Genomic DNA, 24,365 nt, shown 5'->3' with positions numbered 1-24,365 from the left:
TTTGTGCAAAGTAAGGGTAAAAAAAATTACTTTTGCCTCATGAAACCTCCTTTTCATCCTAATTTCGACAGAATGGATGCGCTTTCGCAAGAGCGGATGCCATTTTTTTTTATTGCCGATTTTTTGATGCACAGGGTGGAGGTTTACACCATTGCTGAACTGTGCAGTAATGAGATCAGAATCAGTTTTCCGAAGTTCAGTCATTATTGCTCTGTAGAACCAGTGGATTCTTCTTTAAATATGCAGGCTTTTCCTGAAACCATTGACGACTATAAGAAAGGTTTCAGAACAGTTCAGGACAATCTGAAGTTTGGTAATTCGTACCTGATGAATTACACCCGGAAGACGGAAATTACGGTGGACCGTACCTTAGACGAAATTTTCCATCTGGTGGAGGCAAAATATAAGGTTTTGTACAGGGATATGTTCGTCTTTTTTTCACCTGAAACCTTTATCGAGATCGCGGGCGACAGAATTTTCACCCATCCTATGAAAGGCACCATCGATGCATCACTTCCCAATGCTGCCGAAGCACTCAAGAACGATAAAAAGGAAAAAGCGGAACATTATACCGTTGTAGATCTGCTGCGCAATGACCTGAGCATGGTGGCAGATGATGTGCAACTGGATGCGTTTCAGCGTATTGATTTTATCAAAACCAGACAGAAAGACCTTTTCGCCATGAGTTCTGAGATTTCCGGTAAGTTGAAACCGGAATTTAATGGTAAAGTAGGAAGTATCCTCAAAACTCTTTTGCCGGCGGGATCGATATTGGGTGCGCCGAAGAAGAAGACTCTCGAAATTTTGCTCGAGGCGGAAAAATACGACCGCGGCTTCTATACCGGTGTTTGTGGCTGGTTCGACGGTGCCAACCTGGATTCGTGCGTGATGATCAGGTTTATGGAAAAGGAGGGAGATAAACTGTACTTTAAAAGCGGCGGCGGAATCACCCACTTAAGCAGGCTGGAAGACGAATATGAGGAAATGAAAAATAAGATTTATGTCCCTGTTCCTTGAAAGTATAAAAATCCTGAACGGCGAAATAGTTCTGCCTGAGCTGCATCAGAAAAGGGTCAACAGTACATTTTCTCATTTTGGGATAAGTGATAATGTAAATCTGGAAGAGATTAGTGACGGAATACGCTTGCCAGGTGAAGGTCTTTTTAAACTTCGAATTATTTACGGTCTGGACCAGTCTTATAATTTCGAGATCATTCCCTACACCAGCCCTAAAATCAGTGATTTTTTACTTGTAGAGAATGATGAAATAGATTACACTTTTAAGTCCGCTGACCGAAAGGAGCTTGAAGTAATGAAAAGTAAGGCGAACGGTGCGGAAATTATCATCGTAAAGAATAGCCGCCTTACTGACACTTCCTATTCCAACTTGCTTTTTTTGAAAGATAACGTGTGGTTTACACCGGAATCATTCCTGCTGAACGGCGTACAGCGGCAGCATCTGCTTCATTCAGGAAAGATCAGGGAAACTGACATCACAATGGATACCCTCAAATATTTTTCACATTTCAAGCTCATTAACTCAATGAATGATTTTGATGACGCTTTGGTCTACCCGCTTTCGCGCATCCGGAATCTTTCCTGATATTAACCTTTTCGCTTCCTCTGCCTGGTTAAGCAAGAAATTCAAAATAGCTTTTCAGGATCTCCGCGTTTCCAATCTGCGATGTGTCCACCTCCAGGATTTTCGGTTTGGTGTCTGGGTTAAAAAAGTTATCCAGCACACGCAAAAGCGTATCTTCCTCATCCACTCTGGTGTAAGCAAATCCAAAGTTTTTGGCTAAAAGTTCTGCGTTTCTTTGGTGTTTGGTCAGGATAAATTCGTCCAGAGCATTTGTGGAGCTGGGTCCGGGAATGATTCTGAAAATATCGCCGCCACCGTTATTGAATACGATTATCCTCGTGTAGGGTGGGATGTACTGGTTCCACAAACCATTTATATCATACAGGAAGCTCACCTCACCCGTTACCAGTAATGTCGGGCTTTCATTGCGCATCGCGTAGCCCATAGCGGTGGACGTACTGCCGTCTATGCCGCTGGTCCCGCGGTTGCAGTGGATGCGGAACTGCTGGAAGTTAAACAGCTGTGCATACCTGATGGCAGAACTGTTACTGATGTGTATATGATAGTTTTGCGGGATTTTAAGTGAAAGAATTTCAAAAAGTTTGAAATCCGAAAAGGGAGCGTCCGCGCAATATTGTTGATGCTTCGCATCGCGCTTATCTCTTAGGACATCCCAGAGATTATAGTAAGGTTGAGGTTCCAGTTTTACATGGTTCAGCAGTTTGCCAAAAAACACCTCAGCCTTTGTCTCCATCTTTTGGGTTAAGGTAAAATAGGTGTCAGGCTGCCATACCTCATCAATATGCCAGTGACTTTTTGTTTTAGCCTTTCTCAGGAACTGCTTCACCTTTTTGGAAACTACGTTCTGACCTACAGTGATCAGGAGATCAGGGGCATATAGCTTGAAGTCTTCTTCTTCAAATTTAAATACGTAACGGTCTATATGACTGAAAAACTTGTCATTGTTAAGATTGGAATTAGCTTCTGTAAGCACCACGGCGCTGTGGTTCTTCACCAGTTGGCTCAGCTGCATCTGTAATTCATCACTATAATCACGTGTTCCCACAAGGATCAGCACTCTGCGCGCGAGGTTCCATTCTGCCACTAAAGCGGGCGAGAGGTCGTAGCCTTTACGATGTACAGTTTTCTCCACAGAGGGATAAACAGGGAATTCCGCTACCAGTTCATATAAAGGCTCGGCCAACGGTATGTTAATGTGCACCGGGCCTTGTTTTTCAATACAGATTTCAATTGCCTTCTTTATTAGACCATAATTTTCATCATCAGCATTCTCCCGGTCATCCTCCAGAAGTTGGAAATCACCATAGGAATGCTGCTGGAAAATGTCTTTTTGGCGGATAGTCTGCCCGTCAAAAATATCTACATAATCCGAAGGCCGGTCTGCAGTGAGAACCAACAGAGGAATGTTCTGATAAAATGCTTCCGTAACCGCGGGGTAATAATTGGCTGCCGCAGATCCACTTGTACAGGTCACGGCCACAGGCATTTTTTCGCTCTTGGCCATACCCAACCCTACGAATCCTGCACTCCTTTCATCTGTGATGCTGTAACAGTTGAAGCCGTCTGTTTCCGAAAAATGGATAGCCAGCGGTGCATTGCGGGAACCTGGTGAAATCACGATATTATGAATTCCGTATTCTTTCAGTAGGTGGGCTAAAATCTGTATGCTGTGTTTGGAGGAGTATTGTTTCATTTAAAGAGGGTTCAATTATTCAGCTTTCTGGGCCGGAAAGGCAGTAAATTTGGTGCCGCGCAAATTTACTGATAATTAAATTTCAATAATTTAAAATCTTCTAAATTTGCATTTCAATCCTTATTACTAAAAACTATGAAACAGATTCCAAGTGTGGATTTGCGTGATTTCCTTTCGGGTGACCCGGAACGCAAGCAGAAATTTGTAAATGAAATCGGAAAAGCATATGAAGAAATCGGTTTTGTAGCTCTGAAGGGCCATTTCCTTGATGACAAACTTGTTAAAGATTTGTACAGTGAGGTTAAGAATTTCTTTGAAATGCCTGTAGAAAAAAAACAGAAATACGAAATCCCAGGCATTGGCGGGCAGCGCGGTTATGTGGGTTTCGGAAAAGAAACGGCAAAAGGTTTCAAGAAGGGCGACCTGAAAGAATTCTGGCATTTCGGTCAATACCTTGAAGACGGATCCAAATATTCTTCTGTTTATCCGGATAATGTACAGGTTACGGAAGTCCCAGAATTTAATGAAGTTGGCAAGCAGGCTTATAAGATGCTGGAGAAAACGGGGATTTATGTTTTGAGAGCTCTTGCTTTACATCTTGGTTTGGATGAGTTTTATTTTGACAAATTTGTTAAAGAAGGAAACTCAATATTGAGACCTATTCATTATCCCCCGATTACTGAAGAACCTGATAATGCGGTTCGTGCCGCTGCTCATGGTGATATTAACCTGATTACACTGCTTATGGGAGCTCAGGGCAAAGGCCTTCAGGTTATGAATCATGACGGCGAATGGGTAGATGCCATTGCCGAACCGGACGAACTTATGATCAATGTGGGCGATATGCTGTCCAGGCATACCAATAACAAACTCAAATCTACAATCCATCAGGTGGTAAATCCACCGCGTGAACTTTGGGGAACTTCACGTTACTCTATTCCCTTCTTTATGCATCCCGTAAGCGAAATGCCACTAAACGCGCTGGAAAACACCGTAGATGAGAATCACCCCAAGTTATACGAAGATACTACGGCAGGCGAATTTCTGCATGAAAGACTTGTGGAACTTGGACTTATTAAAATATAATATAGCGGCGGACGAAAGTTCGCCTTATTTTTTTAGAATAAACGCAGCTGCTGATCGCGCGAGCCGGTAAAGTGCTCTGTAGAAAGTTGCCGGTGCTCCTGATTGGGAAAAAATTTCCTTTTGCCCAATGCGAAGGTGTCGTGAATCATGCCTGCAATATTGCCTTCGCCTTTATAGCGTTCATGAAATCTTTTCTCGCCGAGGTTGCCGCCACGCATAGACCGTATCTGATTAAGTACTTTTTGAGCCCGGTCCGGGAAACTTGCATTAATCCAGTTTATGAATACCGGCTTTACAGTGTCATTCAACCGAACAATGATATACCCGAAACTTCGGGCTCCCGCTTCAGAAATGGTTTTCAGAATAGTGAGACTTTCATCGCTTGTTAAACCCGGAATTACCGGCGCTACCATTACACCAGTTGGGATGTTGTTTTCAGAAAGAATCTGGATGGCTTTCAGCTTATTAGCGACTGAAGAAGTCCGCGGTTCCATTTTACGCCTGATTTCTTCATTAACAGTCGGAATGCTGAAGGACACGGACACCAGATTTTTTTCAGCAAGTTGACTGAGGATGTCAAGGTCACGCAGCACCAGCGCATTTTTTGTCAGTATACTTACCGGATGTCTGTAATCCAGACATAGCTGGAGAATTTTTCTTGTAATTTCAAATTTACGTTCAGCGGGTTGGTAGCAGTCTGTGTTGCCGGATAGAGAGAGAGTTTTGGGAATGTAATTTTTCTTTCTGAAGAATTTCTCCAGCAGTTCAGGTGCGTTTTTCTTCACCATTATCTTTCTCTCGAAATCAGTTCCGGCCGAGTAGCCCCAGAATTCATGAGTTGGCCGGGCAAAACAATAGGAGCAGCCGTGCTCGCATCCCTGATATGGATTTAGGGAGTATTCCATAAAAAGGTCCGGACTGGTGATTTTATTAACGACAGTTTTCGGGAAGACTTCTGTAAACGAAACTTTCACATTTTCTACATCCTCATCTTCCGGTTCAAAGGTATATTTGTCAAACCGGTTCAACTCGTTGCGCTGTGCTCCCTGTCCTTTTCTAAAATTACTTTCCATTTGCGCCAATACAAAAATCCTGCAGAAACAGGATTTGTAAATATATGTAGAGTTATTAGAGTGCGGAAAGATATTCTACACCGTGATGTGCTTCGTCGCGGTACCTTTTGTCAAAATGCCTGTGAAAATCTGAATAATAATCGTCATACTCCTTTCCTTTCTTAAGCATAATTCGCCTGAAGCCGTAGAGTCCTAACCCTATTAAAATTCCGACGGTTCCGGCCAAGATTATCCCAGTTCCTGTTTTCATACTGATTTTTTATTAATCTGGAGGAGCAAATCCTGTACCTTTTCAACTGCATTTACATTAACAACCAGTTAAATTTTGCTAAATTTGAAAAAAGTAAACGTATGAAATTTAGAACCATTATGCAGTCTGCCGCCGTGGTATTCCTTGCCTCGTGCGCCAATCAGAAAATGAACTCTTCCCATAAATATCCTGAAACAAAGAAAGTTTCCCATACTGATACCTACTTCGGTGCCCAGGTTGCCGATCCGTACCGCTGGCTGGAGGACGACCGGGCTGAAGATACCAACGATTGGGTACAGCGCGAATTTAAGTTCACCCAGGACTACCTTTCAAAAATCGGCTTTCGCGAGCAAATCCGGACGCAGCTGAAGGATCTTTGGAACTACGAAAAAATAAGCGCACCTTTTAAGGAAGGTGATTTTACATATTTCTATAAAAACGACGGCTTGCAGGCGCAGTCGGTACTGTACCGTACAGACCGCAGTGGTAAAACTGAAGTTTTTCTGGACCCAAATAAGTTCTCAGAAAAGGGAACAACTTCTCTCGCAGGTGTTTCCTTTAATAAAAAAGGCAATTTAGTGGCCTATTCCATTTCGGAAGGCGGCAGTGACTGGAATAAGATCATCATCATGAATGCTCTTACCAAAGAAATCATTGATGAAACTATCGTTGATGTTAAATTTTCCGGCGCCAGCTGGTTGGGCGACGAAGGTTTTTTCTACTCAAGTTATGACAAGCCCAAAGGCAGTGAGCTTTCTGCACAAACCGACACGCACAAGGTATATTTCCATAAACTTGGAACAAAGCAGAGTGCGGATAAGATGATTATTGGCGGTGAATCTTTCAAGAGAAGGTACATGGGTGTTGGCGTATCCGACGACGGTCGGTTCCAGATCCTGAGTGCTTCTGAAGCCACCAACGGAAATGAACTTTACATTAAAGATCCGAAAAAACATAAGGATTTTGTAGCTGTACAAAAAGGTTACGACTACAATACGGACTTTATTGATTCGAAAGGGGACTGGATTTATGCACTCACCGACAGGAACGCGCCGAACATGCGTCTTGTGAAGTTTCACATTGACAGACCGGATGTATGGACAGACGTTATCCCCGAAACCGAGAACGTTCTGAGCGTATCAACCGGTGCGGGTTATATTTTTGCACGCTATATGAAAGACGCTGTGACTTCCGTTCAGCAACTGGATTACGACGGAAAACTGATCCGCACTGTTGAATTGCCTGGAATTGGTACTGCTGCAGGCTTTGGGGGAAAGGATGATGCTGCAGAAGTTTATTACTCCTTCACCAACTATATTACACCGGGAACGATTTATAAATTTAATCCCAAAACAGGAGTATCTGAAGTCTACCAAAAGCCTAAAGTGAAGTTCGATCCGGCCAATTACGTTTCGGAGCAGGTATTTTATACATCCAAAGACGGTACTAAGATTCCGATGATGATCAATTACCGCAAGGGAACTAAGTTAGACGGTAAAAATCCAACAATCTTATATTCATACGGAGGTTTCAACATCAGCCTTCAGCCCGCTTTCTCAGTCGTTAATGCGGTTTGGATGGATAATGGCGGGATTTACGCCGTTCCAAATATCCGTGGTGGTGGCGAATACGGTAAAAAATGGCATGACGCCGGTACCAAATTTCAGAAAAAGAATGTTTTTGATGACTTTATAGCCGCAGGAGAATATCTTCAGCAAAAAGGCTACACCTCACCGGAATATATGGCGCTGTCCGGAAGGTCAAATGGCGGGCTTTTAGTGGGAGCGGTAATGACCATGCGTCCGGATCTGGCTAAAGTGACCTTTCCGGGTGTTGGAGTGCTTGATATGCTCAGATACAATAAGTTTACGGCCGGTGCAGGCTGGAGCTATGATTACGGAACTGCCGAAGATTCCAAAGAGATGTTTGAATATCTGAAATCCTACTCACCTGTTCATAATGTAAGGAAAGGTGTTTGCTATCCTTCCACAATGATTATTACAAGTGATCATGATGACCGGGTAGTGCCTGCACACTCCTTCAAGTTTGGAGCCGAGCTTCAGGAAAAACAGTCATGCAGCAATCCGGTTCTTGTTCGTATTGAGGTGAATGCCGGGCATGGGGCAGGCCGCAGTACAGATCAGGTCATTGCCGAAAATACCGATCTGCTGAGTTTCGCGCTCTATGAAATGGGAATCAGAAATATTAAAAAGTAAAAGTAAATGGCTTCCGGAAAAGGAAGCCATTTTTTAATTAGCAATCAGTTAACCTCTCACCCGTTTTTTAATTGGAATAAGAAGTTCCGTCAGTCCGTTCAGTTTTATCTCATAAATCGTAGAAAGCTGCATTCCCAGCTTTCCGGCGGGCATTCCTTTGCTATTAAACCATTCCAGATAAGAAACTGGCAGATCCGCTATAGTTACCCCTTTATATTTGCCAAAGGGCATTTTTTCAGTACAGATCTCAACAAGAATCTGTGGATTCAGTCCGGCTGTCATTCGCTGTCGGGGTTAAGTTCTTTGGTGATCAGAAACAGATTCTTCTCCATCATCCCCTGAACACTGTGCTCCACATCGACCGGTATTTCATAAACGTCCTGTTCCTGGAGCTCCAGCTGAAGGTCCGGCAGGTTAAATTTTAAGGCACCTTTCAATACAATCAGTGTGGCCGGGACCGGGGTGCTGTGTTTTTCCAGCACTGTTCCGCAGCCCAGGGCTACTGCAAACTGCTGAATATGATCTGTTTTCTTGATTTGAAAAACGGACGGTTTATGAAGCAGAAAATCGGTATATTTTAAGATATTCATCACGTATTATTTTAAATTTTTGCTTTGGCAAACAAAATCAGACGTCGGGACAGCGGTTTTCTTTATGCCGTTGAAACCCGCTTCAACTTCGGTAAAATTCCGGATACCCCGTGCATTCAGAATACTGGCCGCAATCATGCTGCGGTATCCACCTGCGCAGTGCAGGAAGAAATGCTGGTCATCGCTGGCAAGGTTTCCTGCCCATTCTGAAATGCTGTCCAGTGGCGCGTGAAAAGCATCTTCCACATGTTCAGCAGCATATTCGGTTTCTTTCCGAATGTCGATTACTTTAGTTTCTTTGGTAAATCCCGCGGCAAATTCGTCCGGTGAAATACGTTTCACCGTATCAGTTTCCATCCCATTTGCTTTCCAACTCCCGAAACCGCCTTCCAGATATCCGATAACATTATCGAAACCCACCCGGGAAAGCCTGGTGATGGCCTCTTCTTCAGTTCCGGCATCTGCCACCAGCGCGATGGGCTGTTTTACATCTACAATCATCGCACCTACCCAAGGGGCAAAATCGCCCTTCAGACCTATATTGACAGAATTCGGGACAAATCCCAAGTGGAAATCGGCAGCACTTCTCGTGTCCAGAATAAGGGCACCCGTCTGTTCCACAACGGATTCAAAATCCTGCGGCGCGATCGGATTCATTCCTTTGTTCATTACATTTTCAAAACTTTCGTAGCCCCCTTTATTCATGGCCACATTCATCCCGAAGTATTTAGGCGGTGCCGTAAGTCCATCCAGAACAGCTTCCACAAAAGAGTCCCTGTCAGGCTGGAGCAATGCATAATTGGTTTTTTTCTGATTTCCGAGCGTATCTACCGTTTCTTTCTGCATGTTTTTTCCGCAGGCAGAACCGGCACCATGGGCAGGATATACTGTAACCTCATCCGGCAGCGGAAGTATTTTGCTCTGAAGACTGTCGTACAGCATTCCGGCCAGTTCTTCCTGGGTCATGTTTGCTGATTTCTGCGCCAGGTCGGGACGTCCTACATCACCCAGAAACAGGGTGTCACCTGAAAAGATGGCGTGTTCCTTTCCTCTTTCGTCAATAAGCAGATAAGTAGTACTCTCCAGTGTGTGCCCGGGTGTGTGCAGCGCCTTGATTTTTACGTTCCCAATTTCAAATATCTCCCCATCTTTCGCAATAATGGTTTCAAAGTCGGCCTCGGCATTTGGGCCAAAGACGATTGGAGCTCCTGTCTTTTTGCTCAGGTCCAGGTGTCCGGATACAAAGTCCGCATGGAAGTGAGTCTCAAAAATGTATTTCAGGGTAACTCCGTCTTTTTCCAAACGGTCCAGGTAAGGCTGTACCTCACGCAGGGGATCTATTATTGCGGCCTCCTGTCCGGAAACAATGTAATAAGCTCCCTGAGCCAGGCATCCTGTATATATTTGTTCTATTTTCATTTTTAGCTAAATTAAGTGTTGTCAAATTTCGCGTTTTTAGTTCTAACAGTTTCTATACGGTTCTGCGCTTTTATTACGTTCTGAATTTGATATGTTCTCTGCTTTATGAGGTAATCTGTTTGATGAAAAGTTCGTTTACTATGATAAATACCGCCATAGCTAACACAAACCAGCCGAAAAGGGGTCTGAGTTTGCGTCCTTCTATTCTTTTTGCTAACTGTACACCTATTAAAATACCGACTACTGAAAGTGCGCTGAAAGAAAGCAGGAAGTGCCAGTCAATCACTACCTTATCCAGCGACGATATAAAACCGATCATTGAATTTATTGAGATAATGAACAGTGAAGTAGCAACAGCCTGTTTCATAGATACCCCCAGCAGCATTACCAATGCAGGTACAATCAGGAAGCCGCCACCTGCCCCTATAAAACCCGTAATAATCCCTACCAACAGTCCCTGGGATATGAGCAGAGTATAATTTACATCTTCTGATTTTCTAATACGCTGCCGGTCTGTTTTCTTAATCATTTTGAAAGCAGAAATGAGCATCAGCAACGCAAAAAGCACCAAAATAAACATCTCCTTAGTAATACTGATGCCCCATCTGTTTATAATGAAGGGTGGCAGATGCGGTAATACCACTCGCCGTGAGAACAATATACCCAGGACAGACGGTAAACCGAAGAGGAGGGCAGTTTTAAAGTTGATGCTGCCCTGTCTTAGGAATCCAACTGAACCTGCCGAACTGGTAACCCCCACCACGAAAAGGGACAGTGTGGTTGCTGTGATGGCATCAATATTAAAAATGTACGCAAAAACAGGTACACTAAGTATGCTTCCGCCGCCGCCAATCAGCCCCATAACCAGTCCGATTACGACTGCAAAGAAATAGCCCAGTACGTGCATGGCTGTAATTGATTAGTTAGTGATGATGTAAGACCTTTTTCTGACATTGGCTTATGAAATACCGACTATTTCCAGGGTGCGGTCGCCCATCTGCAGACTGTCCCCCTCTTTTTTGCCTCTTATCTTTGCGTAAATAGGAGCCTCCGGCGAAATGCAGTAAACATCTTTGCCATTATACTTAAAAGCCGGTAAGGCCACGCCCAGGAAAAAGTAATTTTTATCGCTTTCCACTAATGCTCCATGTTCCGCAACAGTATAACTTTTATCTTTTTCGCCAAGGACAAAGTTCAGGTCAGTTTTTTCTTTACTCAGCATTTTTTCAAATCTCAGCTGCATGTCCTTTGCCTCGGTCTGGCGGGCATAGTCGTCTGGGTCCGAGGTATCATCTTCGTCTTTATCAGATTCTTTTTTATATAGATTTACTGAGTTTTGCAGGTTGGCAATCACTTTATTTTGCTCCTCCAGAATTCTGGAGAGTATTTCTTTTCGTTTCATTGTTCTTGGTTTATAAACGAACCAAATATAGGTAAATAAAAGAAGTTCCGGAAGCAAAAAAGACACTTAAAGCGGCGTCAAAGAGCCACTGGATACTAACATATGTTCGTCGTTTAAAGTGGTGTTTGCAATTGGTTGGTTGCAGTTTTTCGCACATACAGGAAAATGTCGGAGTTTTGGTGTGGAACAAAAATCTGAATGCCTGCTGGACGAGCCGTTATTTTAATTTTACCTCAAAAAAAATTACCTTTAACAATTCAATTCACTGACTATGGGAAACAGGCCAAAATTTATAAAAGATCTTAACGCGCGCTATGTGCCCAAAGGTGAGCATATTATTCTGGGCAAAGGAATATTGGATGGTGAAGTGGTAAAAGAGGTAAATGTACTTCTGCCCCTGAAAACCATCAACAGGCACGGACTTATTGCGGGCGCCACGGGTACAGGTAAAACAAAAACTGTACAGGTCTTTGCAGAACAGCTTTCCCATGCCGGCGTGCCCTCTCTGGTGCTGGATATAAAAGGGGATTTTTCCGGAATCTCAGCTGCAGGAGTCAGAAATTCCATTATTGATGACCGTTATGCTAAGACAGGTTTGCCCTGGACTGCGCAAAACTTTCCGGTGGAACTGATGACCATTTCCGGCGAACGCGGCGTAAAACTTCGGGCTACAGTTACTGAGTTCGGGCCTCTTCTGCTTTCAAAAATTTTGGATCTGAATGATACGCAAACAGGGATTATGTCCATCGTGTTTAAATACTGCGACGATAAAGGCCTGCCTTTAATTGATCTTGAAGACCTTAAGAAAGTACTCAAATACGTCACCGATACTCCACAGGGCAAAGCAGATATTTCCGCTAACTATGGTTCTATATCACCGGCATCACTGGGTGCAATCCTACGGTCAATTGTCGCTATGGAACAGCAGGGTGCTGCGGAGTTTTTTGGTGAACCCAGCTTTGACGTAGCGGATCTTTTGCATAAGCAGGACGGTAAAGGGGTGGTAAATATTCTGCGTGTCGCCAACATCCAAAGCCAGCCTCAGCTTTTTTCTACCTTTATGCTGTCGCTTTTTGCCGAGATTTATTTAACTTTTCCTGAAGAAGGGGATAGCGGCAAACCCAAACTGGTTCTGTTTATAGACGAGGCACATTTAATTTTTAAAGAGGCTTCCAAAACCCTGCTGAACCAGATTGAAACCATGGTGAAACTGATTCGTTCAAAAGGAGTAGGAATATACTTTATAACCCAGATTCCTGGCGATGTGCCGGAAAACGTCCTTAGCCAGCTTGGTCTTAAAATCCAGCATGCCCTGCGCGGTTTCACGGCCAAGGACCGAAAGGAAATAAATAGGGCGGTGGAAAACTATCCCATTACCGAATTTTATGATGCCGGACAGCTGATCCAGAATCTCGGTATTGGTGAGGCTTTTGTTACCGCACTGGACGAAAAAGGAATACCTACTCCTTTGGTTCATACGTATCTGATTTCTCCGGAAAGCCGGATGGATGTACTTACCGATGGTGAGGTGGCCGAACTTACATCACGTTCTAAGTTGGTGGCAAAATATGAAAAGTCTGTAAATAAGGATTCGGCATACGAGATGCTGACTAACCGCATGGAGCAGACTATTGCGGAAGCCGGAGCTGAGCGGAAGGCAAAACCGGTAAAGGAACAGCCCGGAATGTTTGAGACCGTACTGAAATCCAGTGCCGGCCGGACTTTTACCAATACCCTCATGCGCGAAGGCGCCAGGGCCATTCTGGGTATGTTCGGCCTGAAGCGCAGACGATAAAAACAGGGAAAATTTAAAAATGTATTCAGTAATAGACATTGAAAGTAACGGCGCCGGATTCCGGAACGAAAGCATTATAGAGATTGCGGTCTACAAGTATGACGGGCACGAAATCGTGGATCAGTTTATGTCGCTTGTAAATCCCGACAGCGACATAACTCCTTTTGTACAGAAACTTACCGGAATTACACCGAAAATGGTACGGACAGCTCCCCGATTTCATGAAATTGCCAAAAGGGTGGTGGAGATGACCGACGGTACAACGCTTGTGGGACATAATATCGACTTTGACTACCGTATGCTGAGACAGGAGTTTAAACGCCTGGGTTATGAGTATCGTATTAGCACCTTGGACACCATACCTTTAGCTAAAAAATTAATTCCTGAAGCAGAAAGCTATTCCCTGGGAAAACTGGTGAAATCACTTGGTATTCCGTTGGTGGATCATCACCGCGCCGCCGGCGATGCCAGAGCTACCTTAGACCTTTTTAAACTCTTGATTATTAAGGATAAAGATTCCGAAATAATTCAGCAGCAGCATGACCAGCTTAATGCGGATACCTACCTCAACAAAATCCGTGACCTTACGCAGGACCTCCCTGCCGAAAGTGGAATTATTTATTTCCAGAACGAAGACGGAAAGATTATTTATTCTGATTTTTCTGATGATCTGCGAAAGTTTGCTAAAAGTGTTTTTACATCCAAACTGAAAAAGTGGAAACAGCTTCAGGACGATGTTAAGCAAATTCATTATGAACTTACAGGCAATGATGTGCTGGCGAAACTTATGATGCGCACCAAAGGGCTTTATAAAAAAGAAAATTTGCCATTCGGACTTTTCTTCAGGAAAGGAAAGTATTTTGTGGAGAAGATTACTGCGCGGGAACAAAGTCTGCCCATTTTAAGGTTTAAATCTTTTACTCAGGGTCTGAAAGCGGCAAGTTTTATTAAATCCCGCGAGGAATTTCAGGATGCTGAAGAGCTAACAAAAATTTTATCTCTTCAAAACCGTAGCGAAATGTGGATTTCTGATGGCAGAACCCGGGGCGAAAAAGCATTTATGATTCTGAAGGAAGGAAAATTGGTTTCATACGGCTTTTACGAACTGCACACCCAGATTCAGACCTGGGATAAGGTCTCCAGAATAAAAATTGACCTCCCCAAACCCACGTCGGAACTTCAGAATGACCTGCAGCTGCTTTTGCTGAAAGGTGACTGCGAGGTGCACTCACTGCCCGAATGATGCCTAGGTAGCGGTATGATGATTGTTGTTGCCGACGATAATAAATAACAGTAATAATTACGATTTTATACAAATGACCAATAAAGACTTGCTGAAAATTGCACACCAACACGGAACACCGGTGTATGTATATGATGCAGAAAGTATCAGACTGCAATATGAGAAACTGACTTCTTCATTTCACAGCCACACCCGGTTTTTTTATGCTGCCAAAGCACTGACCAACATCAATATCCTGAAATATATTGAGAGTTTGGGGGCGGGTTTGGACTGCGTTTCCATAAATGAAGTAAGACTTGGCTTGCGGGCCGGCTTCACCAATGACCGGATTCTTTTCACACCCAACTGTGTAGATCTGAAAGAGATAGAAGATGCGATGGAACTGAAGGTGCACATCAATATTGATAATATCTCAATCCTGGAGCAGTTTGGGAACAGATATGGATCTTCATATCCCATATTTATAAGGATAAACCCACACATATACGCAGGCGGAAACCATAAGATCTCAACCGGACATATTGATTCCAAGTTTGGTATTTCCATCCATCAGCTCAGGCATATTGAGCGGGTAATGAAATCCACGAATCTTTTGGTTGAGGGGCTTCACATGCATACCGGAAGTGAGATCAAGGACCCGGATGTATTCCTGCAGGGACTGGAAATCATGTTTGAACTTGCAGAGCATTTCCCGGACCTTAAATATCTGGATATGGGCAGCGGTTTCAAAATCCCTTATCAGGAAGGTGATCTGGAAACAGATGTGAAGACTTTAGGGAAAAAGGTGGAGAAAGCGCTCTCTGCGTATCAGAAAGAGACGGGTAAGAAATTCCAGCTTTGGTTTGAACCCGGGAAATTCCTGGTGGGTAACAGCGGACATTTTCTGGTGAAGGCCAATGTGATTAAACAGACCACGGCTACTGTATTTTGCGGCATCAATTCAGGTTTTAATCATCTTATCAGGCCTATGTTTTACGATTCTTACCATTTGATTGAAAACCTTTCAAATCCCCGAGGTGCCCAGCGCATTTATACTGTAGTCGGCAATATCTGTGAAACGGATACCTTCGCCTGGGATCGCAAGCTTAACGAAGTGAGGGAGAGTGATGTGCTTGTGTTCAGAAATGCCGGAGCTTACGGTTTTGAGATGAGTTCAAACTTTAATTCGCGGCTTAAACCTGCCGAAGTCCTCTTCCTGGACGGCAAAGCGCACCTGATCCGAAAGCGCGATGAATTTGAAGATTTGCTAAGGAACCAAATTGAAATATTGTAATGAAAAAGATTCTGTTCTTACTTGTCATCTGTTTCGGCTGGGCTTCCGGCCAAAGTACAGAGCAACAGGTACATCAAAAGATTATTTATACCGAGCCGGCACATTTTCCGGGAGGTGATGAAGCATTTCTTGCAGAATTTCATAAAATGGTCAGGGGATACATTGATATGAAACAGTATGCAGCAAATGGCATCTTCAATTTTATGTTTGATATTGATGTAAACGGTAAAATTAGTAACGTGCAGATTTTCCCTCAAGTAAAGAACAGCGGGATGTTTATTGATGATATGACCTTCGCAGTAAAACGCATTAAGCCAAAATGGACTCCGGCGATGCATGACGGGAAACCTGTGAAGTCCAAACGGCTTTTGAAAGTTAATTTTACATCGGATCATTTCGATCATGACTAATCCTATTATTTTCTATAACCTGAGTAGATCTTAACTTTACTAAAATTCAACATCATGAAAAAACTGATATTTATTCTAATGTTTGCGTTTGGTCTTGTGCCTGCGCAAACCCTGATTGAGGATAGTGAGATCTCGGAAAATTCCGAGGAGTTTGTACGTGTTGCCATTTCGTATGATATTAATAATCCTACGGAGTTTTACCGCCTGAAATGCGGTTCGCCGGTCTATGCACGCTTTACCGGTGGTGAAGGTGCTTTCAAGGAGAACATCAGCAAGCAGATGAAAGGTTTTCTGGATACAGGTCTTTATACTGTAAACGGCACCTTTGAGCTAATTCTTTACATTGGAAAAAATGGTTCGCTGCAGCGTTTTCAGTTGAAGCCTGAAGTTCAGAACGGTCACCTCCTGCTGCGCGATCTGGAACTGGCCCTGAGAAATATGAATCCAACCTGGACTCCGGCTACCTGCAACGGTGTGCCTGTTGATTCCAGGATACGGCAAAAAGTTAATTTCAGGACAGACAGTTTTGATCTTTAGGTTTACAGTTTATAGTGACAGATTTAAACGTGCGGGCGGGCATACTTTGTTTTCTACCTTAAATTTTATCTTTGGCAAGTAAATCAGAATTATTCCATGTTTTTACAAGAACTATTATGAATAAATTTTTCCTTCTTTTATTATTTTTATGTTCTATAGTGCTGCAGCTCAGGAACAGCCGTTTATCCATCCCCAGTATCCTGCCGGACAGGATTTTTATGAAGGTGGAAGTAAACTGTTATATAAGGAAATTCACAATACACTAAGGAAGTTGGCAATTGAACCATGTTTAAATGAGGAAGTACGCTATACGGGCTCAGTTTTAGTACGGGAAAACTCCAAAATTAGTTTTGTAAAAGATTTCGATTCGGTCAACATCACCGCAAACAAATGCGCTTACGACATATTTCGTAAAGTTTTGCCCCACCTTAAAAAGTGGAAGCCTGCTTTTATTGATGGTAAGACGGTTAACGCGGTTTCTCAGTTTACCTTGGTACCTAATCATCTGTTTAACTATTATCAGGAAGGATATTTTTATACCGAGGAGGTAAAGAATGCAGAGTTTCCGGGCGGGCTAACTGCCTTTCGACAGGAAATTCTTAAAAATTTCCGTGCTGATGTGGTTCCGACGGGAATGATTAAGAGAGTTGTTGTACATTTTGTTGTTGGTAGAGACGGAAGGATTGAAGATGTTACGGCCGAAGGAGATAGTCCACATGTTAACGCAGAAGCATTACGCACCGTATACCGAATTAAAACCCTATGGAAGCCCGCTACGAAATATGGCGTGCAGGTAAGGGCACGGTATAAACTACCGTTGGCTTTTGGTTCGTAACGTGCTGATTTAATCCACCAACAAAGCGAAGTGTTACCTGCCATTCTGTCACAATAATTCTTATCTTTGCACTTTAATTTAAGTTGAATTCAGTGTGTTTTTCTGGATTCTCCCATAATAACGAGTACCGTGCAGGATAAATATATAGACGAAACAAAGCAGGGCGAAGCCTTTGCTATAGCCGAAAAACCTACCAATTCCAAGAAACTTTTTTTGGAAAGTTATGGTTGCCAGATGAATTTCTCAGATTCAGAAATTGTGGCTTCCATACTCAATGAGCAGGGATATAATACAACCCTCAATCAGGATGAGGCAGATCTTATTCTGCTGAATACCTGTTCCATACGCGAGAAAGCAGAGCAAACCGTACGGATGCGCCTCTCGCAGTTCAAAAACCTTAAAAAAGCCAAACCTAATCTAACTGTTGGTGTTTTGGGCTGCATGGCAGAACGTCTGAAGACCAAATTTCTGGAAGAGGAACAGCTTGTAGATCTTGTGGTGGGTCCGGATGCTTACCGTGATCTTCCTAATTTACTGAAGGAAACCGACGGCGGCCGCGATGCCATCAACGTAATTCTTTCCAAAGAGGAAACCTATGCAGATATAAACCCCGTCCGTTTAGGTGGAAACGGTGTCACAGCATTTGTAACCATTACGCGTGGCTGCGACAATATGTGTACTTTCTGCGTTGTTCCTTTTACCCGTGGCCGCGAGCGCAGCCGGGACCCGCATTCCATTATTTCGGAATGTCAGGATCTGTGGAACAGCGGCTACAAGGAAATTACACTTCTGGGTCAGAATGTAGATTCGTACCTGTGGTATGGTGGCGGACCTAAGAAGGATTTCAAGAACGCGACAGAGATGCAGAAGCTTACAGCAGTTAACTTTGCACAGTTGCTGGATATGGTGGCTGTCGCGGTGCCGGAAATGCGTATACGTTTTTCTACTTCCAATCCGCATGACATGACAATGGATGTTTTCACGGTTATGGCGAAGCATAAAAATATCTGTAAATATGTGCACTTACCGGTGCAGAGTGGCAGCAACAGAATTCTGGAGCGCATGAACCGCCAGCATACCCGCGAGGAATATCTTGATTTGATAAGAAAGGCCAGAGAGATTGTTCCGGAAATTTCTTTCTCACAGGATATGATCATCGGATTCTGCGGCGAAACGGAAGCCGATCATGAGAAGACACTCTCCCTGATGAAGGAAGTGGAGTATGATTACGGATATATGTTTGCCTATTCGGAAAGGCCGGGAACTCCGGCACATAAAAAGATGGAGGATGATGTTCCTGCTGAAGTGAAACAGCGGAGACTTTCAGAAGTCATCGCACTGCAGGGAGCTCTTTCGCGGAAACGGATGGAATCATACGTTGGCCGTGAGCATGAAGTCCTTATTGAAGGAACTTCCAGAAAGAATGAGAATCAGTGGAAAGGGCGAAACTCTCAGAATGCCGTTTGTGTGTTTGACAAGAAACCGGGACAGAAGCTTGGAGACATTGTGACCGTATTGGTTTACGGAAATACTCAGGGTACGCTTTTAGCGGCGTCGGAATAATATTTATTCCCGCCGGGAGCTCTATAATCATAATTTGATTTTAAAATGACAGACCTACAATCCATAAAAACCCGTTTTGGGATCATTGGCAGTTTTCCTGCACTGCACCGTGCACTGGAAAAGGCAATACAGGTAGCACCCACCGATATTTCCGTTCTGGTAATGGGCGAATCCGGTGTGGGCAAGGAGTTTATACCAAAGATTATCCACGGAGAGTCGAGGCGTAAGCATCAGCCCTATATCGTTGTAAACTGTGGCGCCATACCTGAAGGTACAATTGATTCTGAGCTTTTCGGGCACGAAAAAGGTGCCTTTACGGGGGCAACAGCCACACGGAAAGGCTATTTTGAGGTCGCTGACGGCGGAACCATTTTCCTTGATGAGGTAGGCGAACTGCCGCTGCAAACCCAGGTACGCCTGCTTCGTGTACTTGAGAGCGGTGAATTTATGAAAGTGGGTTCATCCCAAATTCAGAAAACCAATGTCAGAATTGTAGCAGCTACCAATGTGAATATGCTGAAGGCTATTGAAGACGGCCGTTTCCGCGAGGATCTCTATTACCGTCTCAATACCGTTCAGATAGATATGCCGCCTCTGCGCGAAAGAAAAGGTGATGTACATTTGCTTTTCAGAAAATTTGCTATTGATTTTGCCGAAAAATACAGAATGCCGGAACTCGTACTGACCGACGATGCGGTGAACTACCTGGAAAACTATGCTTTTCCCGGAAATGTACGTCAGCTCCGTAATCTGGTAGAACAAATGACTGTGGTGGAACATAACAGAACCGTTAACTCCACAAAACTGGCCGAGTATATCCCGATGAATGCAAACCTGCCGGCTGTAGTTCAAAAGATGGGCCCAGGTCATGTGTCCAGTTCAGAGTTTCATTCTGAAAGGGAAATTATGTATAAGATTCTATTCGATATGCGTAATGACCTGAACGATTTGAAGTCACTGACATCAGAACTGATCAAGAACCGTGGCAGTGAGGATCTTAGTAATCAGGAGAAAAATTTGATTAACAGGGTGTTTACATCTGACAGCAATACGCAGAATCAGAATTCACTGCTCTATTTTGAAAATGGAAATCAGAACCCGCCCGGCCGTGCACCCATTTACACTGAGCCTAATGAAGAATATGATGATGTGGAAGATATAGAGATTGAAGAAAGTCACTCACTTTCTCTTCAGAATAATGAACGGGAGCTTATAGTAAAGGCTTTGGAAAAACATAAAGGGCGCAGGAACAAAGCGGCGGACGAACTGGGGATTTCCCAGCGTACACTTTACCGAAAAATTAAACAGTACAACCTGGAGGATTAATATGAAAATGAACCGACTTTTAAACCCTTTCTTGGGATTAGTGTTGCTTTGCACGGCCATGCTGCAGTCCTGTTATACATTTACAGGCTCATCGCTGAGTCCGGAAACCAAAACAGTGCAGATCAATGAATTCATTAATAATGCCCCGCTGGTAAACCCTACTTTGGCTCAGCAGTTCTCAACCGATATCCAAAACCGTTTTCTTCAGCGTACCACTCTCAAGGGAACAAAGGAGAATCCTGATTTGCTTATCGAGGGCGAAATTACCGACTACAGCATTTCACCTACAACTATTTCATCTAATGTGGATGCAGTAGGTGGAAATATCCAGGCAGCCCAAAACAAACTTACAATATCAGTTCGGGTGCATTACGAGAATAAAATTGAACCGGACAAAAGTTTTGATCGCACTTTCACTGATGAAGCCGTTTTCAGCAGTGATTTGGATATTAATGCCATTGAAGCCTCACAGGTTAAACTGGTTAATGAACGAATAATCAATAGGATTTTTAACGATATTGTAGCTAACTGGTAATATGAATACGCGTATACTGGAACTTATTGAAAATCCGGACTTGTTACAGTCTGCAGATCTGAAACTTCTGAATGACCAGATCAGGACTACACCTTATGTGCAGAGTTTACGTGCACTGGCACTACTGGCTACCTCCCGGTACGATCCGGAAAATTACCAGCAGGAACTTTCAACGACAGCGGCCTATACAACAGATAAAAAAATTCTTTATCAGCTGGTGAACGGCGTATCTAAACCTTCCGCTGAAGTAAATGAACCTGTACTTTCGCAGGAAATTGATAATCAGGATGGTACCGGTAGTGAAAATGAGGTGCAGGAGCATCTCCAGGTACAGAAAAATATCAATATTCCTGAATCTGGAGCAGATGAATCAGGACCTGAGACCACTGTTGATTTGGAAAAGGCTGCTCTTTCACCCGTATTGGAATCCAAAAAGGAAACTTTTACAAAAATAGCACCTTCGGAGACTGAAGGTGCAAAGCCCGTTTATGTAAACGGTGAACTGAACAGGATTCTGTTTGAGGGAGAAGAGGATTTCCTTGAAAAGGAAGCGCCTGTAATCGATAAGGAGGCTTCAGCTGAAAGCGGCCAGTTGGTTATTGCAGATCCAAATATCTCCCCACCAAAGGTTTTTAGCGAAGAGTCCGCGCCCGTAAACGAACTTGCCGCTAAGGAGGAAGAAATTACCGGACCTGAAACTAAGGAAGAAGAATCGGAGGAAGTTGAGATTAAAAGTGCTGAAGAACCCATCGCAGTAGCGGTGGCTGGTCAGGAGGAACCTCCAACCGCAGATGTAAGTTTTCATGGCATAGCTCCATTCCTGCCCGGGGTGAAGATAACAGCTGCTCCAAAAAAAGAGGAAACTGTTATAATACCGGCGCCTGTATCCAATAAACATGAAGAGGAGATGCAGCGTCTGATTGCGGAGGTGGAAAAGAAGATTAAGGAGAAAAAAGCCTCGCAAATCGAAAACGAACCGGTAGAAGAGCAAACTGAAAGTACAGAAATAAGTTTCAGTGATACTCAGGATTTTGTTGTTAAGGCGGAAACTCCCGCGAATGAATCAACAGAAGCTGTACAAGAAGAAATTACAGCTTCAGAAGCTGAGGCAGAGGCATCTGCAACAGTTAACTTACCTGGGACCGATGCTGTCGGATCCAATCCGGTTTCAGAACCGAACGCCGAAATGCCGGTGCGTTCAGGCTGGAAACCCATGAGTGTGCCTTTGCAGATACCCGATGCTTTACTTAAAACTGAACGTAAATCACTTAATGTGAAGCCCGAGGTATCTCCTATAAAGACTGAACAGGAGGTTGAAACTGCACAGGAGGAGACGGTTTCTATAGTACCGCCGACAGAAGTGACAAAAGTGTCAGCGGATGAAGAAGCAGAAACAGCCCAAGTCATGGCTGACGACGACAGCAATTTGCCTCAGTTTATAAACACCTGGCAAAACTGGCTGAAAATTGACAGGAAAGAAACAACTCCTGAAATCCAACCCGAACCCGAAGAAGACAGGAAAACGGTTATCATTGAAAAATTCATTGAAACTGCGCCGCGTATTTCGCAGCTGCGTGAGGAAGGAAGCTTCGTCATCAAAGAAAAGAAAAGTGATATCTCACACCTGATGACGGAAACTCTGGCCAATATTTACGTTGAACAGAAACTGTATGCCAGAGCCATTCATGCATTCCATATTCTGGCCGAAAAGCATCCGCAAAAAGCCGAATATTTCCGCGCGAAGGTAAAGGAGGTACGCGACCTGCGAAATAATTTCCAGTAACTCAACCTAGATGAAAATGGACAACACAACATTAGTGATCGGACTTATACTGTTAGGTCTCCTTGCAGGTTATCTAAGTGGACTTGTAGGAATTGGCGGTGGTATCGTAATGGTACCTGTGCTCGTGCTTCTTTTTGGTTTTACGCAACATAAAGCTCAGGGAACGACTCTCGCATTGCTTATGGTTCCTGTAGGCTTTTTTGGTGTGATGAACTACTACAAAACCGGTAATGTTGATATTAAAACTGCGCTGTTGCTTTGCTGCGGATTTGTACTCGGTAGTTATTTGGGTAGTAAAACAGCCATTTCACTTTCGCAGGATATGATCAGAAAGGTTTTTGCGGTGCTGATGTTTGTGGTGGCCGTAAAAATGTTCTTTCAGAAATAATGGTGCAGAAATGGCTGGTTCTGTGCTCAATGCTATGGTCAATCCCGGCTTTTGCATGTAAATGTAATCATCAGGATATTGAAAGTTCATTTAAAAGCGCTGACTTCGTATTTGTTGCCAATATTTACAGTACAGTTAACGAATTTCCCGGGCTTCAGCAAAACAATCCGATTCTCCTAAGTAGAGCCAAGATTGTAAAGAGTTATAAATCACCTTCAGAATTTTCTTTTTATCAAACTAAGGAGGTGACTTTACTTTCTTCCTCTTTAGATACTTGTGATTACCCCTTCGTTGCGCACGGAAAATACCTGATTTTCGGATTCCTCGATTCAGACAGTGAGTTTGTATACTCAAGCCATTGCCTGTCTACAAAAGCTCTCTCTGAAGTTTCCAGGACCGAACTGGTGACTCTAAGCAGACTTGCGGATGAATACGAAATTGAAAATCAGACTATTCGCGAGACGGATGATAGCCTGATCGAAATTGTGGAATTCAACTCCAACCGCAAAATGAATTCCTTACTGTTGGAAAATTCAGCACTTACAGTGGAGAATAACTACCTTAAATACAGCCTTATACTATTGACAGTGCTGGCAATTATAATAATGATCTATAAAGTGAATAAAAAAGGCAAATAGATATCCGCTATTCCAGGTTTTTACGCTCTACAGCTTCTACATCAATTATTTTTGAATTTCGGTCGGCTTTGAAATTTCTGAATTTATTCCACAACTTTTTGCCTAAAATAAGGACAGTGATTACCAAAGCTATGGCAATGATGGCGGCAAAAATTGGTGCTGCAAGTGCCAGTATGGACATGATTCCAGCGCCCGCAGTTTCGGTTGTGGCTACTACCGAATTACCCAGTCCGCCTGTGGTTGCCGTTGAAGCTGCCCGCGTTCCCGCAAATCCCGAACTTATGGCCGCCGCAGTTCCTCCGCCGGCAATAAGTGCAAGTGCCCATTGAGGAAAAGTCCCCAAATCAGCAAACTGACTTGCAAAAAGTACGGAGCCTGCCAGAGTGGCCAGCGGAACAGACAGTGTATCCAGTAAATGATCTACAATAGGAATATAATAGGCCAGGATCTCAAAAATCATTGCAAAACCTGTCGCGATTAATGTGGGAAGGCCCGCCAGCCATTCAAAAGACTCATTCATCGGGATCCATCCCATATACGAAGCCATACTCACCGTAAACATGGGCAGGAAAACCCTGAAGCCGGAAGCTGCGGCAAGGCCTATACCGATAAAGGCACTAAGAAAGTAAGGTAGGTAAGGTATATTATCCAGCATTTCGCGATTTGTTTATAGTTAGGAAATCAAATTTACGAAAAGGAAATTCACG

The 24,365-nt window shown here is 43.6% G+C and carries 25 protein-coding genes; 16 read left to right on the top strand and 9 right to left on the bottom strand.

Annotated elements, in window-relative coordinates; all coding sequences use genetic code 11:
- The first annotated feature begins 39 nt into the window (after positions 1-39).
- Both H1R16_RS07025 and H1R16_RS07020 read left to right on the top strand, forming a co-directional pair.
- Entirely contained in the window at positions 40-1,017 is a 978-nt protein-coding gene (locus tag H1R16_RS07025) for an aminodeoxychorismate synthase component I (RefSeq protein ID WP_228451078.1), read from the top strand.
- The gene (locus tag H1R16_RS07020) at positions 1,001-1,603 is read left to right on the top strand and encodes an aminotransferase class IV (RefSeq protein ID WP_181887281.1); all 603 of its coding nucleotides are present in this window, start codon (positions 1,001-1,003) and stop codon (positions 1,601-1,603) included. The genes H1R16_RS07025 and H1R16_RS07020 overlap by 17 nt, the downstream gene beginning before the upstream one ends.
- Before the next feature lie 28 nt (positions 1,604-1,631).
- Here the strand turns inward: H1R16_RS07020 and menD are convergent, their stop codons facing one another.
- Positions 1,632-3,296 carry a 2-succinyl-5-enolpyruvyl-6-hydroxy-3-cyclohexene-1-carboxylic-acid synthase gene (gene menD / locus H1R16_RS07015; RefSeq protein WP_181887282.1) on the bottom strand — a complete coding sequence of 555 codons (1,665 nt, stop codon included), beginning with the start codon at positions 3,294-3,296 and terminating at the stop codon, positions 1,632-1,634.
- A 135-nt stretch (positions 3,297-3,431) separates the two neighbouring features.
- Here menD and H1R16_RS07010 point away from each other — a divergent pair, with 135 nt between their 5' ends.
- On the top strand, positions 3,432-4,382 hold the full coding sequence (locus H1R16_RS07010) for an isopenicillin N synthase family dioxygenase (RefSeq protein ID WP_181887283.1): 951 nt from the start codon (positions 3,432-3,434) through the stop codon (positions 4,380-4,382).
- Between the two features lie 32 nt (positions 4,383-4,414).
- Here H1R16_RS07010 and H1R16_RS07005 read toward each other — a convergent pair whose 3' ends face one another.
- Positions 4,415-5,455, bottom strand: coding sequence for a PA0069 family radical SAM protein (locus H1R16_RS07005; protein ID WP_181887284.1), 1,041 nt, complete (start codon positions 5,453-5,455; stop codon positions 4,415-4,417).
- A 55-nt stretch (positions 5,456-5,510) separates the two neighbouring features.
- Complete coding sequence (locus H1R16_RS07000; protein WP_181887285.1) at positions 5,511-5,705, bottom strand: hypothetical protein; 195 nt, start codon at positions 5,703-5,705, stop codon at positions 5,511-5,513.
- 101 nt (positions 5,706-5,806) lie between these two features.
- Here H1R16_RS07000 and H1R16_RS06995 point away from each other — a divergent pair, with 101 nt between their 5' ends.
- A complete protein-coding gene (locus H1R16_RS06995) occupies positions 5,807-7,921 on the top strand; it encodes a prolyl oligopeptidase family serine peptidase (protein ID WP_181887286.1) in 2,115 nt (704 codons plus the stop codon).
- Between the two features lie 48 nt (positions 7,922-7,969).
- Here the strand turns inward: H1R16_RS06995 and H1R16_RS06990 are convergent, their stop codons facing one another.
- From H1R16_RS06990 to H1R16_RS06970, 5 genes are all read right to left on the bottom strand, one after another.
- A complete protein-coding gene (locus H1R16_RS06990; protein ID WP_181887383.1) occupies positions 7,970-8,191 on the bottom strand; it encodes a DUF3820 family protein in 222 nt (73 codons plus the stop codon).
- Positions 8,192-8,199: 8 nt separating this feature from the next.
- Positions 8,200-8,511 carry a cupin domain-containing protein gene (locus tag H1R16_RS06985; RefSeq protein WP_181887287.1) on the bottom strand — a complete coding sequence of 104 codons (312 nt, stop codon included), beginning with the start codon at positions 8,509-8,511 and terminating at the stop codon, positions 8,200-8,202.
- Between the two features lie 6 nt (positions 8,512-8,517).
- On the bottom strand, positions 8,518-9,930 hold the full coding sequence (locus H1R16_RS06980; protein WP_181887288.1) for an MBL fold metallo-hydrolase: 1,413 nt from the start codon (positions 9,928-9,930) through the stop codon (positions 8,518-8,520).
- Positions 9,931-10,033: 103 nt separating this feature from the next.
- Positions 10,034-10,837 carry a sulfite exporter TauE/SafE family protein gene (locus H1R16_RS06975; RefSeq protein ID WP_181887289.1) on the bottom strand — a complete coding sequence of 268 codons (804 nt, stop codon included), beginning with the start codon at positions 10,835-10,837 and terminating at the stop codon, positions 10,034-10,036.
- A 51-nt stretch (positions 10,838-10,888) separates the two neighbouring features.
- Positions 10,889-11,332 (bottom strand): hypothetical protein, encoded by a 444-nt coding sequence (locus tag H1R16_RS06970; RefSeq protein WP_181887290.1) that lies wholly within the window; start codon positions 11,330-11,332, stop codon positions 10,889-10,891.
- A gap of 271 nt (positions 11,333-11,603) precedes the next feature.
- Here H1R16_RS06970 and H1R16_RS06965 point away from each other — a divergent pair, with 271 nt between their 5' ends.
- From H1R16_RS06965 to H1R16_RS06910, 12 genes are all read left to right on the top strand, one after another.
- A complete protein-coding gene (locus H1R16_RS06965) occupies positions 11,604-13,127 on the top strand; it encodes a helicase HerA-like domain-containing protein (RefSeq protein ID WP_181887291.1) in 1,524 nt (507 codons plus the stop codon).
- Between the two features lie 19 nt (positions 13,128-13,146).
- Entirely contained in the window at positions 13,147-14,370 is a 1,224-nt protein-coding gene (locus tag H1R16_RS06960; protein ID WP_181887292.1) for a 3'-5' exonuclease, read from the top strand.
- Positions 14,371-14,443: 73 nt separating this feature from the next.
- Complete coding sequence (gene lysA / locus H1R16_RS06955; protein ID WP_181887293.1) at positions 14,444-15,643, top strand: diaminopimelate decarboxylase; 1,200 nt, start codon at positions 14,444-14,446, stop codon at positions 15,641-15,643.
- Positions 15,643-16,053, top strand: coding sequence for an energy transducer TonB (locus H1R16_RS06950; RefSeq protein WP_181887294.1), 411 nt, complete (start codon positions 15,643-15,645; stop codon positions 16,051-16,053). Before lysA ends, H1R16_RS06950 begins: the two co-directional genes overlap by 1 nt.
- 54 nt (positions 16,054-16,107) lie before the next feature.
- A complete protein-coding gene (locus H1R16_RS06945; RefSeq protein WP_181887295.1) occupies positions 16,108-16,590 on the top strand; it encodes a hypothetical protein in 483 nt (160 codons plus the stop codon).
- 148 nt (positions 16,591-16,738) lie between these two features.
- Positions 16,739-17,425, top strand: a complete 687-nt coding sequence (locus H1R16_RS06940) for an energy transducer TonB (protein WP_181887296.1) — start codon at positions 16,739-16,741, stop codon at positions 17,423-17,425.
- Positions 17,426-17,554: 129 nt separating this feature from the next.
- The gene (gene miaB / locus H1R16_RS06935; protein WP_181887297.1) at positions 17,555-18,988 is read left to right on the top strand and encodes a tRNA (N6-isopentenyl adenosine(37)-C2)-methylthiotransferase MiaB; all 1,434 of its coding nucleotides are present in this window, start codon (positions 17,555-17,557) and stop codon (positions 18,986-18,988) included.
- 45 nt (positions 18,989-19,033) lie between these two features.
- On the top strand, positions 19,034-20,314 hold the full coding sequence (locus H1R16_RS06930; RefSeq protein ID WP_181887298.1) for a sigma-54 interaction domain-containing protein: 1,281 nt from the start codon (positions 19,034-19,036) through the stop codon (positions 20,312-20,314).
- Between the two features lies 1 nt (position 20,315).
- A complete protein-coding gene (locus tag H1R16_RS06925; protein WP_181887299.1) occupies positions 20,316-20,849 on the top strand; it encodes an LptE family protein in 534 nt (177 codons plus the stop codon).
- 1 nt (position 20,850) lies between these two features.
- Entirely contained in the window at positions 20,851-22,632 is a 1,782-nt protein-coding gene (locus H1R16_RS06920; RefSeq protein WP_181887300.1) for a hypothetical protein, read from the top strand.
- Between the two features lie 10 nt (positions 22,633-22,642).
- Entirely contained in the window at positions 22,643-23,020 is a 378-nt protein-coding gene (locus H1R16_RS06915; RefSeq protein ID WP_158065106.1) for a sulfite exporter TauE/SafE family protein, read from the top strand.
- Positions 23,021-23,049: 29 nt separating this feature from the next.
- On the top strand, positions 23,050-23,658 hold the full coding sequence (locus H1R16_RS06910) for a hypothetical protein (RefSeq protein WP_181887301.1): 609 nt from the start codon (positions 23,050-23,052) through the stop codon (positions 23,656-23,658).
- A gap of 7 nt (positions 23,659-23,665) precedes the next feature.
- Here the strand turns inward: H1R16_RS06910 and H1R16_RS06905 are convergent, their stop codons facing one another.
- A complete protein-coding gene (locus H1R16_RS06905; RefSeq protein WP_181887302.1) occupies positions 23,666-24,313 on the bottom strand; it encodes a DUF4126 domain-containing protein in 648 nt (215 codons plus the stop codon).
- Positions 24,314-24,365: the final 52 nt, after the last annotated feature.

The sequence above is a fragment of the Marnyiella aurantia genome (genome assembly GCF_014041915.1).
Taxonomy (GTDB): Bacteria; Bacteroidota; Bacteroidia; order Flavobacteriales; family Weeksellaceae; genus Marnyiella; species Marnyiella aurantia.
The sequence above is the reverse complement of the archived record's forward strand: the minus strand, read 5'-3'. Positions and strand labels throughout refer to the sequence as shown.